Here is a 16,657-nt window from a genome sequence, read left to right as displayed (position 1 = left end):
ATGAAAAGAATTGCATTTAAAATGTTTCTTAATGAAGGCTGCAAAGAAGAATATAAAAAACGGCACGACGAGATCTGGCCTGAATTGGTAATACTACTCAATGTATCAGGAGTTTTAGATTATTCTATTTTTTTAGATGAGGAAACGAATGTTTTGTTTGGAGTTTTAAAGTGTAATAATGAGCTAGCATATGAAGACCTTCCACTTCATCCAATCATGCAAAATTGGTGGAAGTACATGAAAGATATTATGCAGACCAATGCTGATGATTCTCCGATAAGTATACCGCTAGAGGAGGTTTTTTACTTGCAATGATCAAAGCTTTATTGCCTGGCTATATTAAAATTTATCTTTTTTTTATCATATTCATATAGTTAAGAGTTAAAAGCTCAATAAGGCACTGATAGTTTCAGTGTCTTTTTTATACTAATAATGAATGATTATTTTGATTTTCTATCGGAATAATCTCATGATATTATTTTGTAAGTAGTTTATAATTTTCAATTTTTCCTGAATTTATATAATCGAATTATCAATTATTTTAAAATTTACAATTGTTATTTGTAAATAATTAAGATAATTTGTGATATTTATGATGCAGGATATTGCAGGATGCCAGAAGTTGTGTAACTGTGTACTTTGGTGTTCTGATAATTAATGTAAATAAAAGTTAATATATATGTCTTTAATAATTAAACAGAAGAATTTTAAGCCACTTATCGCGCCGCTGTTTTTGCTTGCGTCTGGCTTTATGTTCGGACAAAAGGCAGTAAGTGATACTGCAAAGACTGATACTAAAGAAATTGAGGAAGTAGTAGTGATAGGGTATGGGAAAGTAAAAAAATCTGACCTTACCGGATCTGTATCTTCAGTGTCTGCGAAAGATCTTGCCGCAACTCCCGCAATGAATGCTTTACAGGCATTACAGGGAAGAGCAGCAGGATTAAATATTGTAACGGCGGGTGGTGCCCCTGGAGCAACTGCCAATGTTACTGTTCGTGGTGGTGCTTCTATTACTCAGGGTACAGAGCCTCTGTATATTGTAGATGGTTTTCAATTGGATAATGCTTTGAATATTATCAACCCGAATGATATCGAAAGTATCGATGTATTGAAAGGAGCTTCAGCGATCGCAATCTATGGAGCTCGTGGATCCAATGGTATTATTGTTATTAAAACGAAGAGCGGAAAAAAGGGAAGAACTACCATTCAGTATAACTCTTTTATGGCGTTTGATATGCTTTCAAAGAAACTAGATATGGTTTCAAATGCAGAGCAGTATGTGAAATATCAGTATGAGTTGGCTCAATTAGGAGGTGGCGCAACAAAATGGAGTAATGTATTTGATAATAGTTTAGGAACAGATTCTCCTGGGTTTTATACCGGAGTATATAAAAGGATAAGTGACCGTTACGGATCAGAACCCGCATTAGACTGGCAAGAAAAAATGCTTGGCGGAACAGGACTTACTCAGAACCATAACGTAAGTGTTTCTGCAGGTACTGATAAAACACAGGCATTCATCAGTTATAATTACAACAAACAGGATGGTTTACTGCAAAATTTTAGTGAAACAAGAAACTCATTACGTGCCAATATCAATTCGGAACTCTATAAAGGAATACGGTTGGATTTCAGTTCAATGTTTACTTCCAATTCTACAAACGGAGGTGGAGCGTATTCTGGAATGAAGAAAATATTGCTTCAGCCTATTACAGGAGGAACATTATTTACACAGGATCAGTTATTTAATACGCAGACTTTCCCTGATTACACAGCATTAGATTCAAGTTTTGATACCGAAAATCCATATATTGAAACAGCAGCATCCACTCAGAATAGAAGAGCCAGAACATTTTTAGCAAATGTAGGTCTTGAATTTGATTTGTTGAAAGATTTTACATTCAGAACGGCTGGTTCTTATAACTGGACGAATAGTAAATCTACTTCATTTTCAGATAAAAATTCGCGAGCATTTCTTACGGAGCCTGTAAATACGGGAATTAATGGAAATATTGCAAATTCTGAAGCTTACCGATATCAGATCACCAATACTTTAACCTATAATAAAACATTAGGTGAAAAACATAAAATTACCGGGCTGATCGGAAATGAAATAATCTATCAGGAAAATGAAAGTAACAGTATGCGACTGATAAAATTTCCTTCTATTTTAAACTATGGACTAGATGATATATCAAATGCTACAGTTGCGGATAAAAGTACAGACAAATCTAGTAATGCATTAATTTCTTACTTCGGACGTGTAAATTACAATTATGATAATCGTTATTTATTAACAGGTACTGTTCGTCGTGACGGATCATCAAAATTTGGTCCGAATAACAGATGGGGCATATTTCCATCAGTAGCTGCCGCATGGAGGGTGTCACAAGAAGGTTTTTGGAAAGGTTCTAAAATTGATCATTATATCAATGATCTGAAATTCAGATTTGAATATGGAATTGTAGGAAATAATAGTATACCAAATAATGTTTTCAGAACCAATGTGGTAGGAACCGATTATCCTTCCAATAATACTGTGGGTAATTTAGCTTTAGTAACAAGCAGCGTTTTGGGTAACCGTATTGTACAATGGGAAGAGATGAGATCTACCAACATAGGAGTTGATCTGGCTTTGTTTAATAATAGAATTAAATTAACTTCTGAATTTTATAATAACAATGTAAGCAGTATGTTGCTAGAAACTATACTTCCTGCGTCTACAGGGTATAAAAGCCAGTTTAAAAATATAGGCTCCATGAAAAACACCGGTATGGAATTCACATTAAATTCAATAAACTTAAAATCTGAAAACTTCAGATGGTCTACCGATGCGAATATAGGTTTTAACAAGTCAAAAGTATTGTCACTTGATGAAGGAAGAACCTTCAGAACCTTCAGTGTAGGAAGCAACAGAGCGGGTATGGTAACGTATTATGCTACTGTTGGAGAAGAATTAGGAGATATGTACGGATATGTTTATCAGGGGATTTATACTACTGATGACTTTACACAGGCTGGAAATGGAACATTAACCCTAAAACCAGGAGTTGTAAAACCGGCATCAGGAACTCCAAAACCGGGAGATATGAAATTTGCTGCGGATAATGAAGCGGGCGATCAGTTTACAAGAAAGTTAGTAAAAATAGGTAATGGTACACCTGATTTTATTGGAGGGATCAGCAATAATTTCTCTTACAAAGGCTTTGATTTAGCTGTATTTCTGAAATTCAGCGTGGGTGGTGATGTTTATAACGCTACAAAACAAAGTTTGAGTCCTTACGGAGTATATCAGAATGTACCTTCAGAATTCGGAGATAACTATTATCATTTGATCGATCCTAATACGGGACAAGGAACAACAAATTTAGTAAGATTAAAAGAGCTTAATCCTAATGAAGACTCAAGTCTGTGGAGTTTAAGCAATACAAACACTGCTAACATAACGTATCCTTCATCGTATTATGTAGAAGACGGTTCTTATTTGAGAGTTTCAATGGTAACGTTGGGGTATTCTTTTTCTAAAGAATTCTTAAGCCATATTAAATTGAATAATGCACGTATCTATGCTACGGTTAATAATTTAGCAACGATTACAGGGTATTCAGGTTTTGACCCTGAAGTATCTGCGGCAAGCGGCGTTACAGTTTCTCCTGGATATGATAACTCTTCATTCCCAAGATCTAGAAGCTATGTTTTGGGTATCAATCTTACTTTTTAATATTTAAATGTTTCAGTCATGAAAAATATACTTACTAATAGCAGTGTTTTAAAGAAACTAATCATCGTTCCAACTATTTTGATTGCTGGTTTAAGCATCAATTCGTGTAGTGATGATTTTTTAAATCAACCCGCTTATAATTCATCAGATACAGAATCGGTATTTACCAATATAGAAACTGCAGATGCTTTTGTTCAGGGTTTATATAGAGGTCTTATTCCCACCGAAATGTTTTATCAATTGGGAGCTGGTGACACGGTTACCCATTCTGCGGAAGACGGATCAACTAATAATTCCAAATACAATATTGCCAACTATCAATATGATGCATATACTCCGAATACAATTACGGGAATATATTCAGCTATGTATGCAGTGATAGAGAGAACCAATATCGCCATCGACAGATTACCGGACATGCCGGCAAGCTCAAAGCGTGATGCATTATTGGCGGAAGCAAAGGCTATTCGTGCATTTTGCTACTATAACCTAATCAGAGTGTATGGTGATGTACCAGCAATTTGGATTCCTTTGGAAGAAGCAGATCCAAACGATCCGAATACATTGTATCCTAAACGTAGTTCGCGTGATGTAATTTATGATAAAGTGATTGCAGATATACAAGAATCTATAAATAATATGCCAGCTTCTAACGGAACACCGGAAAGATTAAACAAGCAGTCAACCAATGCACTTTTAGCAAAAATAGCTTTGTATGCAGCAGGATATTCTCTTCGTTGGGATCTGAATACAAGTTCGCCAGGGATAATGTCTCGTCGTTCTGATAATGCAAGAGTTCAGCAATTATATCAGATTGCAGACGCTGCAGCAGCTTCTGTAATTAATGGCGGTACGAACAGTTTAGTTCAGGCTCAGGGAGGAAAAAGTGGGTTTGAAGCTTTATGGTTCAATTTCGATAGAAGAAATTTTTCAGCTGTAAATCAGGAAATGCTTTGGCATATTGCTTCCTACGGACCTAATACCAATTCAGCATTTGGAGTGTACGCACATCCCGGCTCTAGAGGAGGTACTTATGGTTCTCGTAAAGCGTTACAGTTTATACTTCCAAGTTATTATCTGTCTTTTAATGCGGCAGATAAACGCAGAGATGTTGCTACTACTTCTTATAGTATCTATTTCTTAAAAACAGGAAATGCAAGTGATACTTGGGTAGATGTAGGAACAACCTATTCTTGTATTATGCCGGGTAAATTCAGAATCAGTTGGTGTGTAGAGCCACAGGCTGCAGATTCACGTAATTTGAATATCCCAATTATAAGATATGCTGATGTTTTATTGATGTATGCGGAAACACAGAATTATTTAAATAATGGACCTACAGCTGCAGGAATCGCTGCTTTAATGCAGGTAAGAAATCGTGCAGGAATTGGTTCATTACCAATACCAAGCGGTCAGCAGGCATTTGAATCAGCACTTGTCCAGGAGCGTAAATGGGAATTTTCTGACGAGTTTATGCTTCGTACTGATTTGATCAGAATGAATCGTATCGCAAGTGAAATTGATGCGACAAGAACAGCAATGAAAAATCTATCAAATCGTACAGGTCAGTTTGCGTCAACACCGGTTTACCGTCTTTACAAATTTCATAAAAATGCACAGGTTTACGGAGACCCTTTCTTAGCCGTGACTTACATTGATTTGACAGATCCTGCACAGATAGCACAAGTTCAGGCAGTTCCTACCAATTCTGCAGGTTATGCGGCGTATCAAACGACTTTGAAGGCTATAGCATTAGCAAACGGACAAACTTCAATAACTGATGATAAGTGGTATCCTGTAAATATGTTCCAGGCTTATACAAGTACATTTAATGGTAATGCAAGAAAAGCTGTAGGATTTGTCGAAGGCTTTAATCAGCTTCAGGTTGGTAATATTATCTACACAAAACCAACCGGTTCAGCTGAAAACGGAGGAACCTATCCAAACTGGATCGAAGGCGGTGGAGATGGTCTTTTCTACGGATTTGTACCTAATAAAACAGAATTACTTCCTTTTGCAGCAGCTTCTGCAGGACATCCGTTGATTGATAATCCAAACTTGACTCAGCTTCCTGGGTATTAATTAAAAAACTATTCACCAATCAAATATTAATTTATTCTTAACCTTAATGAATTGACTGTACAGCTGAATCGAAATGTGATAAATATCATTGTTAATTTATCTTTAAATAATCGATTCAGCAGTATAGTACGGGATGCTGTAAAAATTACTACAGTCTAAATTTGGGTTAAAATTCAGAAAACAAAAAGAAAACAAATGGAAAACGTAAAAACATTCAAATACGTAGATTATTTATGGGATGAAAGCAAAGCCGCATCTTTAGGAAACGATCAGGTGGCTTTATTTTTATACCGTTCAAACATATTAGGAGCAGATTTAAGAATTACCAATTATGGTGGTGGTAACACAAGTTGCAAAACCATCGAAAAAGATCCGCTAACCAACGAAGAAGTTGAGGTAATGTGGGTGAAAGGTTCAGGTGGTGACATCGGAACTTTAACAAGAAAAGGAATCGCCGGATTATATACGGAAAGACTGAGAAACCTTAAAAATGTTTACGGAGGTTTAGCAGACGAAGACAGAATGGTTGGTTTATTCGATCACTGTATTTTCGATTTGGAAAGCAAAGCGCCTTCTATTGATACGCCTCTTCACGGTTTACTTCCATTTAAACATATTGATCACCTTCATCCAGATGCATTAATTGCAGTTGCAGCAGCAAAAGATAGTGAAGCAATTACCAAAGAAATCTGGGGCGATACAATGGGTTGGGTGCCTTGGCAAAGACCAGGTTTTGATTTAGGATTACAATTGGAAAAATGTTTAGCTGATAACCCTGGAATCAGAGGAATCGTTTTAGGAAGCCACGGATTATTTACTTGGGGAGACACTTCTTACGAATGTTACATCAACAGTTTGGAAGTAATCGAAACTGCCTCTGAATATATTGCTAAAAAAATTGAAGAAAACGGACAGGTTTTCGGAGGTCAAAAAGTAGAATCTCTTCCTGCTGAAGAACGTAAAAATAAAGCGGCTCAATTGATGCCTTTATTGAGAGGTTTAGCTTCTTCTGAAAACAGAATGGTGGGTCATTTTACAGACAGCGATGTTGTGTTGGAATACATCAACAGTAATGATTTGGAGCGTTTAGCCCCACTTGGAACTTCTTGCCCAGATCACTTTTTAAGAACAAAGATTCAACCTTTGGTGTTGACTTTAGATAAAAATGAAGATTTAAGTGATTCTAAAGCTATTTTAGAGAAATTAAATCCACTTTTCGAACAATACAGACAAGAATATAAAGAATATTACGAAACGTGTAAGCATCCAAACAGCCCTGCAATGCGTGACCCGAATCCGGTGATCATCATTTATCCTGGAGTAGGAATGTTCAGTTTCTCAAAAGATAAGCAGACAACTCGTGTTGCTAACGAATTTTACGTCAATGCAATCAACGTAATGCGTGGTGCAGAAGCAATTTCAGAATATACTTCTTTACCAAGACAGGAAGCATTCGACATCGAATATTGGTTATTGGAAGAAGCAAAACTTCAAAGAATGCCGAAAGAAAAGCCTCTTTCAAGAAAAGTGGCAATCGTAACCGGAGCAGGAGGCGGAATCGGACAGGCTATTGCTGACAAAATGGTTGCTGAAGGCGCAGTGGTTGTTTTCACAGATCTTAATCAGGAAGCGGTAGAATCTGTTACCGCAAAATACAACAAAGATCAGGCAGTGTCTGTTCCTTGTGATGTGACTAGCGAAGAATCTATTGCCAATGCTTTTAAAGAAGCTGTTTTAGCATTCGGTGGAGTAGATATCATCGTTCATTCTGCAGGTCTGGCTATTTCTAAATCTTTGGAAGATACAACAACAAAAGACTGGGATTTATTGGAGAATGTATTGGTAAAAGGTCAGTTTATGATGGCTAAAAGCGGTACTGAAATTATGAAAAAGCAAAATCTTGGTGGTGACATCGTGAATATTGCAAGTAAAAATGGTTTGGTTGCAGGACCAAACAACGTAGCTTACGGAACTGCAAAAGCAGCGCAACAGCATATGACAAGATTATTGGCAGCAGAATTGGCGGCTGATAAAATCCGTGTAAATGTTGTAAATCCTGACGGAGTTATCGTTGGAAGTAAAATTTGGGAAGGTTCTTGGGCAGAAGGTCGTGCAAAAGCAAACGGAATTTCTGTAGAAGAACTGCCTGCATTTTACGCAAAAAGAAATTTATTAAACGAAATTATTCTTCCGGAAGATATCGCCAACGGAGTTTTCGCTTGTGTTGCGATTTTAGATAAAACCACAGGAAACATCATCAATGTAGATGGCGGAATGGCAAATGCTTTCCCAAGATAATTATTTATTAATATATTTTATTTGGGCAGCTTAATCCGCCCTCCGTTCCCGCTTTTTTGCTCGTCGTTCCTCCTCGCAAAAAGAGCTCCACTCAGGTCGGGCTGCGAGATTCGAAAGTAATTGAAAGGTAGGAATCAATATTTAATACTAATTTTAATAAATCATTTAGCCTTGTCAAGGCTCAAAACCTTGACAAGGTTAATTAAAAATCAAACTATGATTATAGGAAAAGATATCATTGAACAATACAATAAAAACGAAGTCGAAAACTTTAATTCAGACTTTGATTTTCTTCAAAATAAATTAACAAAAGCAGGCTCAAACGTTGCTGAAATCGTCAACAAAATTGCCGATTTCCAGGTAGCGATTCCAAGTTGGGCTTTAGGAGCAGGTGGAACTCGTTTCGGAAGATTTTCTTACGGTGGCGAACCTTCTTCTTTAGAACAGAAATTAGATGATGTAGGTTTAATTCACGCTTTAACGCATTCTGCGGGAGCTGTTTCATTACATATTCCTTGGGATATTCCGAGTGATGTGAAAGCGATTAAAGAAAAAGCAGTTTCTCACGGACTTGTTTTTGATGCGATGAATTCAAACACGTTTCAGGATCAGCCGGGAGCAAAACAATCTTATAAATTTGGTTCTTTAAATGCTGCAAATGAAGATTCTAGAGCGTATGCGGTTGAACACAACAAAGAAGTCATCAGAATTGGAAAAGAATTAGATTCAAAAAGTTTAACTGTTTGGTTGGCAGACGGATCAAGTTTTCCGGGACAGCTTAATTTCCAGACCGCTTTGTCAAATACTGAAAAAAGTTTAAAAGAAATCTACGCAGGAATGCCGGAAGACTGGAAACTTTTCATCGAATATAAACCTTACGAACCTAATTTCTATTCAACAACCATTCAGGATTGGGGAACTTCTTTTATGCTGGCAAATGCTTGTGGCGAAAGAGCGTATACTTTAGTTGATTTAGGTCATCATTTACCGAATTCAAATATTGAGCAAATCGTTGCAACCTTGATGTATAAAGGGAAATTAGGAGGTTTCCACTTTAATGACAGCAAATATGGAGATGATGATTTAACGGTTGGTTCTATTAAACCTTATGCTTTATTCTTGATTTTCAATGAATTGGTGTACGGAATGGAAAACAATCCCAACAATCCTTATCCGGCTTGGATGATCGATGCAAGCCATAACATCAAAGATCCTTTGGAAGACTTATTGCAGTCTTTAGAAGCTATCTTAATCGCTTATGCACAGGCACTTTTAGTTGACCAAAAAGCACTGAAAGAAGCACAACAAAATAATGATGTTGTTTTGGCGCAAGATATTTTGCAGAATGCCTACAGAACAGATGTTCGTCCGTTATTAAGAGCAGCGAGATTACAGACAGGGGCAGCTTTAGACCCGATCGCAACATACAGAAACCTAAAAGTAAGAGAGCAATTGATTTCCGAAAGAGGTTTGAATGTAAAAGCAACAGGATTATAAAACCTGTTTTAAAATTGATAATTTCAACTTTCAAGTGCAATTGAAAGTTTAATTATATGTATCCTTATATAGTTTCGTTAAGGTAAAAGTGTTTAGATTACTAAGTTTTTCTTATTGTCTAAACACTCCTTAATGATTTAATTAAAAAACTCTGACAAGATTTAAAATCTTCGAGATCTTTGCTGAGTGAAACGCCTTTGCGAACGAAAATAGGTAAAGTATTTAAAAAGAAATCTTTGCGGACTTTGCGTTGAAAAGATTGATTCGTTCCTCGCAATGACAATAATAAAAAATAATTCATCATAAGAATGTCCAAGAAAAAGGTAACCATCGTATTTGATATTGGAAAGACCAATAAAAAATTCTTTTTATTTGATAAAAATTACAAAGAGGTCGTTCGGGAATATACAGAATTACCGCTCACGACAGACGAAGACGGTTATCCCACAGAAGACCTTCCGGCATTGCAAAACTGGATAAAAGATAACTTTAATGCCATTCTTGATGATGAAAATTTTGAAGTAAAAGCCATTAATTTTTCCACTTACGGAGCGAGTTTTGTGCATTTGGATCAGAAAGGAAATGTTCTTACGCCTTTGTACAACTATACCAAACCGATGGATCAGGATATTCTTGATTTATTCTACGAAAAACACGGCGGAAAATTAAAAATTGCCCGTGAAACAGCTTCACCTCAAGCGGGAATGCTGAATTCAGGATTGCAATTGTTTTGGTTAAAATATAAACACCCGGAAATATTCAAAAAAATCCGTTACAGTTTACATTTACCACAATATTTATCGTATTTATTTACAGGGATTTGTGTTTCAGAATTCACGTCAATCGGTTGTCACACCAATCTTTGGGATTACGACAAAGCAGATTATCACGATTGGGTTTACGAAGAAGAAATTGATGCTTTATTGCCTCCAATCGTTCCAACTTCTGCGAGTATCAACACTTCTTACAGAAATAAAAAAATTAAAATAGGTGTTGGAATTCACGACAGTTCATCAGCACTTTTACCTTATATTTTAAGTAAAAAAGAACCGTTTTTATTGCTTTCTACAGGAACCTGGAGTATTTCTTTAAATCCTTTTAATGATGAAAGCTTGACCGATGAAGATATAGAAAACAATTGCCTGAATTATATGCTGATTGACGGAAAACGTGTGAAAGCATCACGTTTCTTTATGGGAAATGAATACAAGATCCAGGTCGAAAAACTGTGTGCTTACTACGGAAAAGAATATGGTTTCCACAGAGAAGTGAAATTTGATCAGGATCTATACCTTCGTTTGATGAAACACAAAGCGATCTATTTCCGTTTTGAAGGGATCATTTTAAAACGAAAAATGATTACAGCAACAGATTTAAATTCATTTGCTACCTTTGAAGAAGCTTATCACCAACTGATGATTGAATTGATGGATCTGCAGATTCATACGATTATCAATGCCATCGGAAATTCAGAGATCAAAAATATTTATATTGACGGCGGTTTTACAGACAATGATGTATTTATGAAACTGATGTCTCATCATTTTCAGCATTACAATGTGATGTCTACACATTCTCCGTTGGGATCGGCTTTGGGAGCATCAATGGTGATTTCAAACAAAAAAATAGACGAAACTTTTTTACAGCAGCATTATCAGATGAAAGTGCTTCAACCGTTAATTTTAAATTATTAAATTTTGTTGTTGGTTGATCGTTGTCAGTTGATGACAAACCTAAAGCCAACAACCAAATACCAACAACTAACAACTGATTATGGCGTTTCCATTTGATACAAGATATGCATCACTCGAATTGTTAATCGAAAAAGCAAAAAAAAGAATGCCCCGTTTCGCTTTCGAATATCTCGATGGGGGATGTAACGAAAACATCAACCGAGACAGAAATACAAGCGAATTGAGAGAAGTTTTGCTTCGCCCGCAATATCTGAACAATAATTATGCGGAAGCCAATATGGAAACTGAATTGTTTGGCGTAAAATATTCTGCACCTTTCGGAATTTCTCCTGTTGGTTTGCAAGGATTGATGTGGCCCAATGCACCGGAAATTTTAGCGAAAGCAGCCTTTAAACATAATATTCCTTTCATATTAAGTACGGTAACGACAAGCAGTCTTGAAAGAATTTCTGAATTAACAGAAGGAAAAGCCTGGTATCAATTATACCATCCGAGAGAAGAGTGGTTGCGTGACGATATTCTAGACCGTTGCGAAGCTTCAGGTTACGATGTTTTGGTTGTTTTGGCAGACGTTCCGACTTTTGGATACAGAGCGAAAGAAATCAGGAATGGTTTGGCAATGCCTCCTCAATTGAATTTCAGAAACGTTTCCCAGGCTTTGGCAAAACCAGAATGGTGTTTGGAAATACTTAAACACGGAGTTCCAAGTTTTAAAACCATGGAAAAATACATGGATAAAAATATGGGCGTGAAACAACTTGGTCAATTCATGAATTCTACATTTTCCGGTAGATTAAATTCAGACAGAATAAAAGCTATTCGCGATAAATGGAAAGGAAAATTAGTCATTAAAGGGGTGGCTTCTGACGAAGATGCTGCAGAAGCAGTTCGTTTAGGATTCGACGGAATGATTATTTCAAATCACGGAGGAAGGCAGCTTGATGCAGGAGAATCTACGATTGCTGTAGTGAAAGATATCAGTGAAAAATACAAAGGTCAAATCAAAATAATGATGGACAGCGGCGTAAGAACCGGTCCTGATGTTGCCCGAGCTTTGAGTTGTGGCGCAGAATTTACCTTTATGGGAAGAACTTTTATGTACGCCGTTGGAGCTTTAGGTGATAAAGGTGGTGATCATATTATTGAAATGCTTAAAATGCAGTTCAGACAGGTGATGGAGCAGGTTTGCTGTGAAAAAACAACAGATTTGCAGAATTTTAGGGTAAAGTAATACGATCTAAATGTTAATAAAATAAATTCAAAAAAATCAATTCATATTTATAATTATGATTAAGAAATTAATTTTTACCATCAGTTTTTTAATGGCATTTGCTGTGTCTGCACAAAAGATGAATGATAATGAAGCTGTTGCTGCAACCGCTGAAAAGTTAAAATTAGCCATGATAAGCGGCGAAAAAACGGAATTAGAATCTTTAATTTTACCTGAACTCACTTATGGACATTCAGGTGGTCATATTGATGACGCAAAAGAGTTTGTCGAAAAATTAGTAAGTAAAAAATCAGATTTTGTAACGATTGATATTACCAACCAAACGGTAAATATTGTAGGAAATACAGCAATTGTCCGTCACCATTTCTACGCAACGACTGCTGATCTCGGAAAAGCTCCCGGTGATGTAACATTGGATATTGTATTGGTTTGGGTAAAAACCGGAAAAAACTGGAAACTATTAGCGCGACAAGCTGTAAAATCTGAAAAGAAAAAATAAATTATCAAAATTATTATAAACAAAAAATCGTAAAGTCTGCTTTACGATTTTTTTATGAACAAGGTTCTACAGAGAATCTCTTTCAATATATTTAAAAACATTATTCACCTGCTCTTTCTTATTTTTTAGAACCATATACGCTGCAGATTCTGCCATTGCTTTAAAATCTGTCGTGATTACGGTAATTCCCAACAATTCCTTCAAAGGGGTTTCGTTGTAGGAAATAATTCCGATGTCTTTTCCTAATTCAAGATTTTTCTGTCTGATTTGTTTTACCAAATTTACCAGATCACGCTCCCGAATGGTGATGAATATATCTTTATCTTGAAGTTCCATGTCTGGATAAATTTCATCTAAAATTTCATAATCCAGCTTAAAATCTTCACAAAATTTCTCAAAACCACGTACGATTCTGAAAGGATAGGGGTGAATCGATTTATCAGGATAAACCAAAATTATTTTCTCGTATTTTTTTATTTTTTCTAAGCCTTCCTTCAAAGCATTATAGATATCATGCTCAAAATCCTGAAAAATCGTACCGTATTCTCCCGAAATATTAGGCTTGGTATTATCAAGCAATAACAATTTATTCTTCGGAATTTTTTCAATCATTTCAATGACTTCTTTTGTCGAACTCGTATGTTTTGACTGTTCATCACGGAAATGCGGCATGATGACATAATAATCGAATCCGCCAAGATTTTTTTTCAAAGAATTGATAAAAAGAGTTTCATCACAGTGATAAATGTACATTTCAACATTACCTTTGGTACCGATTGCATTGACGAAATAATTATAAATCATCATTTTATAAGTACTTGGTTTATTAATCAGAAAGAAAATATTAATGACATCATTCTTATTGATTCGTGAAATATAATACCCTTTACCTTTTACAGATTCTATGATTTGCCTTTTTCTAAGCTCTTTATAAGCTTTTTCAACAGTATCTCTTGATAGAAAACAAGATTCACTGAGTTCATTAATAGAAGGAATTTTTTCTCCAATTTTGATTTGTCCACCATCAATTCCGTTCAAAATAGAATCTACAATCTGTTTGTATTTCGGAACTCTGGAATTTTCGTTGATATTGATTTCTAATGTATCTGACATGATCTTTGCTTAGTGAATATAAATTTCAATCGTGAAACTGAAACCTGAAATCTTTAATACTGAGAAATGACAAGATACAAAAATTTAAAATAAATAATTTTTGTTATGTTTAATGTAATTTTTGTTTTTAAATATTTGATTTTTAATTTATTGTATTTCATTTGATATTGTTGTTTAATTGATGTGAATCCCCAAATTATTATCTGAAATGAGGTAAATATTGTTTGAAACAAATTGAATAACTATAATTTTTTAAACATAGTAACCGCCTAACACAAAAAAAGCCTGCTCTTTTCAGAACAGACTTCAATTAATATGAATGTGTAAAATTGTTTAAGGCATTTTTTTGAAGCCTTCTGCTTTTATTTTCCAGGTTCCATCTTTCGGGAAACCAGGGAATTCACCGGTAGAATTATCCCAACCTTCAAGCATCATTGCAACGGTTGTTAAAACGCCACCGTTTCCTGGAAGGTAAATACGAAGACGTTTGTCTTGGAAATTATGCCCGTTTTTCAAATATGTATTGGTTTGAATATCCATAAATAATGCATCCAACGCTTTATTCGGAAGTCCAAGTCTTGCTGCATTCATTGCGGTCATCGGGAAATCCCAACCCCAAGTGTGCTCCCAGTTCCATCTTTCCCAAACGATATCCAACGTATTTTTCATTATTTTTTTATCCAGTTTCGGAGATTCAGGAACCATTCCTAATGCTCCCAAAACTGCAGGGTGATCAGTCATCCATTTTGGAAATGTAAAAGAATCTTTTGCTGATTCTGTTGACAAATAAACACCATCCTGAACCGGAAGTGGAGCTAATTTATTGATCACATCATCCCATTTTTTATCTCTTGGTTGTCCCAATCTTTCTTTCCATTGCTGAGCAACTTTCAATGCCCAATCCCAATACGCAACTTCATAAGTTGGGTTGTATGTATCTTTCGCAGGGAAAACTTCCTGTGCAGGAATTACGCCTTTCCCTAAGTTATAACGGTTTTTTTCTTTATCATACGTTGCAAAATCTGCCATAAAATCTGCCGTTGCAAAAATCAGATCTTTATATTTTTCCAATACTTTTTTATCATTGCTATTACGGTACAAAAGTTCGGTCATATAAATGATATGCGGCTGTTCCCAGATCAAAAATGCAGCTACAGAAGATGGACTTTCATTTCCTTCATTATCTGACATTTTAATCCAACGAACTCCTTTGTAACCTTGTCTTTCAGCTAATTTTTTAGCTTTGTCGAATGATCTGAAATAATAATCTAATTGTTTTTCCAAAATTTCAGGTCTTCCCCATAAAGCATAATGTACACCGTGCCACCAATGCATTTCTGTATGCGGTTTTCCGTACCAACTGTTGAAAGTTAAACCTGTTTCCTGCGGCGGATTGCTTCCTCCACACTGTACTTTGGTTAAATATTCTGACAAGACAACTCTTCTTTCCAATTCATTGGCTCTCGGATCTGTACTTCCTTCAAAATCAACGGCAGCACCGCTTTTCCAGAAAGATTCCCAGCCTGCTGCACTTTCTTTCTCAGCATCAGCGAATAAAGCTTTTCCAGATTCTGGATTTTTAGCTGAAAATTCAACGCTTAATTCTAATTTTTTATTTTTGGAAGAAGGTTCGTACACGAAATAATGTTTTCCGGCTTCACGAAGTTTTCCTTCTGTAAAATTAAATTGAGTATAATAATCGATGCTTTGCAATTTATGCTGAATCAAACCTTGCGTTGATTGTGATGAAACAATTTTCGTGATGTGATCGTTTTCATTTCCATAAAATGCCGCATCATCCAAAAACTGTCCGGTTGGAGAAGGGTAGCGTGCAAAAACTTTCAATTTACCTTTAGAAATCAAATCAGATTCAATTTTAACTCCGATCTTATCTGAGTTTTGGAAAGAAGCAGTCCATACTTTTACAGGGGTACCTTCCAAAGAAAATTCACTGGTAATAATTCCGGTCCACAAATCGATTTTCTGATTGATGTTTGTGAGGTCTGAAACTTTAGCTTTCTTACCGTCTTTTTTAAGTAATTCAATCCCGATATTTCCCAATTGCAAACGGTGTTGGTTCACACGGAAATAATCAACAGCACCTTTATTTCTTTCTGGTTCTTTGATCTGAACACTGTACAAAGCTTTTCTTCCGTCGTTATTGAAATCATAAGCTCTTAAAGTTTCTTCGAATTTGTAATTTTCTTTATTGGGAAAACTGTTCCAACCCCATTCGGATTGTGTTCCCAATGAAACTCCATTTTTATAATATTCAGGAAATGACTGCATTCCGGTAATATCAACCGTGTAGGCGAATTTACCGTTTCCAACCGTTAAAGTTGATAAAGTATCTGCTTTTGTGTTGACCACATTATGTCGTTGCACAACTTTTTTACGGTCGATTTTTTGAGCATTCAAGGATGAAAACCCAATGCAGAAAAGACTAAGATATATTGCTATTTTTTTCATTTTAAATTTTTAATATTAAAAAAATATTTTCTGGTTTAATTCTTTGAGAT

The 16,657-nt window shown here is 35.7% G+C and carries 10 protein-coding genes; 8 read left to right on the top strand and 2 right to left on the bottom strand.

Features of this window, described 5'->3' with window-relative positions; all coding sequences use genetic code 11:
* The 8 genes from rhaM (at position 1) to B5X64_RS13945 (ending at position 13,025) form a co-directional block, all read left to right on the top strand.
* Positions 1-315, top strand: a complete 315-nt coding sequence (gene rhaM, locus B5X64_RS13980; protein ID WP_172459127.1) for an L-rhamnose mutarotase — start codon at positions 1-3, stop codon at positions 313-315.
* Between the two features lie 364 nt (positions 316-679).
* The gene (locus tag B5X64_RS13975; protein ID WP_079465843.1) at positions 680-3,724 is read left to right on the top strand and encodes a SusC/RagA family TonB-linked outer membrane protein; all 3,045 of its coding nucleotides are present in this window, start codon (positions 680-682) and stop codon (positions 3,722-3,724) included.
* Positions 3,725-3,742: 18 nt separating this feature from the next.
* A complete protein-coding gene (locus B5X64_RS13970) occupies positions 3,743-5,806 on the top strand; it encodes a RagB/SusD family nutrient uptake outer membrane protein (RefSeq protein WP_079465842.1) in 2,064 nt (687 codons plus the stop codon).
* A gap of 195 nt (positions 5,807-6,001) precedes the next feature.
* On the top strand, positions 6,002-8,104 hold the full coding sequence (locus B5X64_RS13965; RefSeq protein WP_079465841.1) for a bifunctional aldolase/short-chain dehydrogenase: 2,103 nt from the start codon (positions 6,002-6,004) through the stop codon (positions 8,102-8,104).
* A 216-nt stretch (positions 8,105-8,320) separates the two neighbouring features.
* A complete protein-coding gene (locus B5X64_RS13960; RefSeq protein ID WP_079465840.1) occupies positions 8,321-9,601 on the top strand; it encodes a sugar isomerase in 1,281 nt (426 codons plus the stop codon).
* 308 nt (positions 9,602-9,909) lie between these two features.
* Positions 9,910-11,295 (top strand): FGGY-family carbohydrate kinase, encoded by a 1,386-nt coding sequence (locus B5X64_RS13955; RefSeq protein WP_079465839.1) that lies wholly within the window; start codon positions 9,910-9,912, stop codon positions 11,293-11,295.
* Between the two features lie 79 nt (positions 11,296-11,374).
* Positions 11,375-12,526: an alpha-hydroxy acid oxidase gene (locus tag B5X64_RS13950; protein WP_079465838.1), complete on the top strand. Its 1,152-nt coding sequence runs from the start codon at positions 11,375-11,377 to the stop codon at positions 12,524-12,526.
* A 55-nt stretch (positions 12,527-12,581) separates the two neighbouring features.
* Positions 12,582-13,025, top strand: a complete 444-nt coding sequence (locus B5X64_RS13945) for a nuclear transport factor 2 family protein (protein ID WP_079465837.1) — start codon at positions 12,582-12,584, stop codon at positions 13,023-13,025.
* A gap of 66 nt (positions 13,026-13,091) precedes the next feature.
* Here B5X64_RS13945 and B5X64_RS13940 read toward each other — a convergent pair whose 3' ends face one another.
* Together B5X64_RS13940 and B5X64_RS13935 are read right to left on the bottom strand one after the other, a co-directional pair.
* On the bottom strand, positions 13,092-14,138 hold the full coding sequence (locus tag B5X64_RS13940; protein WP_079465836.1) for a GntR family transcriptional regulator: 1,047 nt from the start codon (positions 14,136-14,138) through the stop codon (positions 13,092-13,094).
* A 333-nt stretch (positions 14,139-14,471) separates the two neighbouring features.
* Entirely contained in the window at positions 14,472-16,607 is a 2,136-nt protein-coding gene (locus B5X64_RS13935) for a hypothetical protein (RefSeq protein WP_079465835.1), read from the bottom strand.
* Positions 16,608-16,657: the final 50 nt, after the last annotated feature.

It is taken from the genome of Chryseobacterium balustinum (assembly GCF_900168205.1).
GTDB classification, from domain to species: Bacteria; Bacteroidota; Bacteroidia; order Flavobacteriales; family Weeksellaceae; genus Chryseobacterium; species Chryseobacterium balustinum.
The sequence above is the reverse complement of the archived record's forward strand: the minus strand, read 5'-3'. Positions and strand labels throughout refer to the sequence as shown.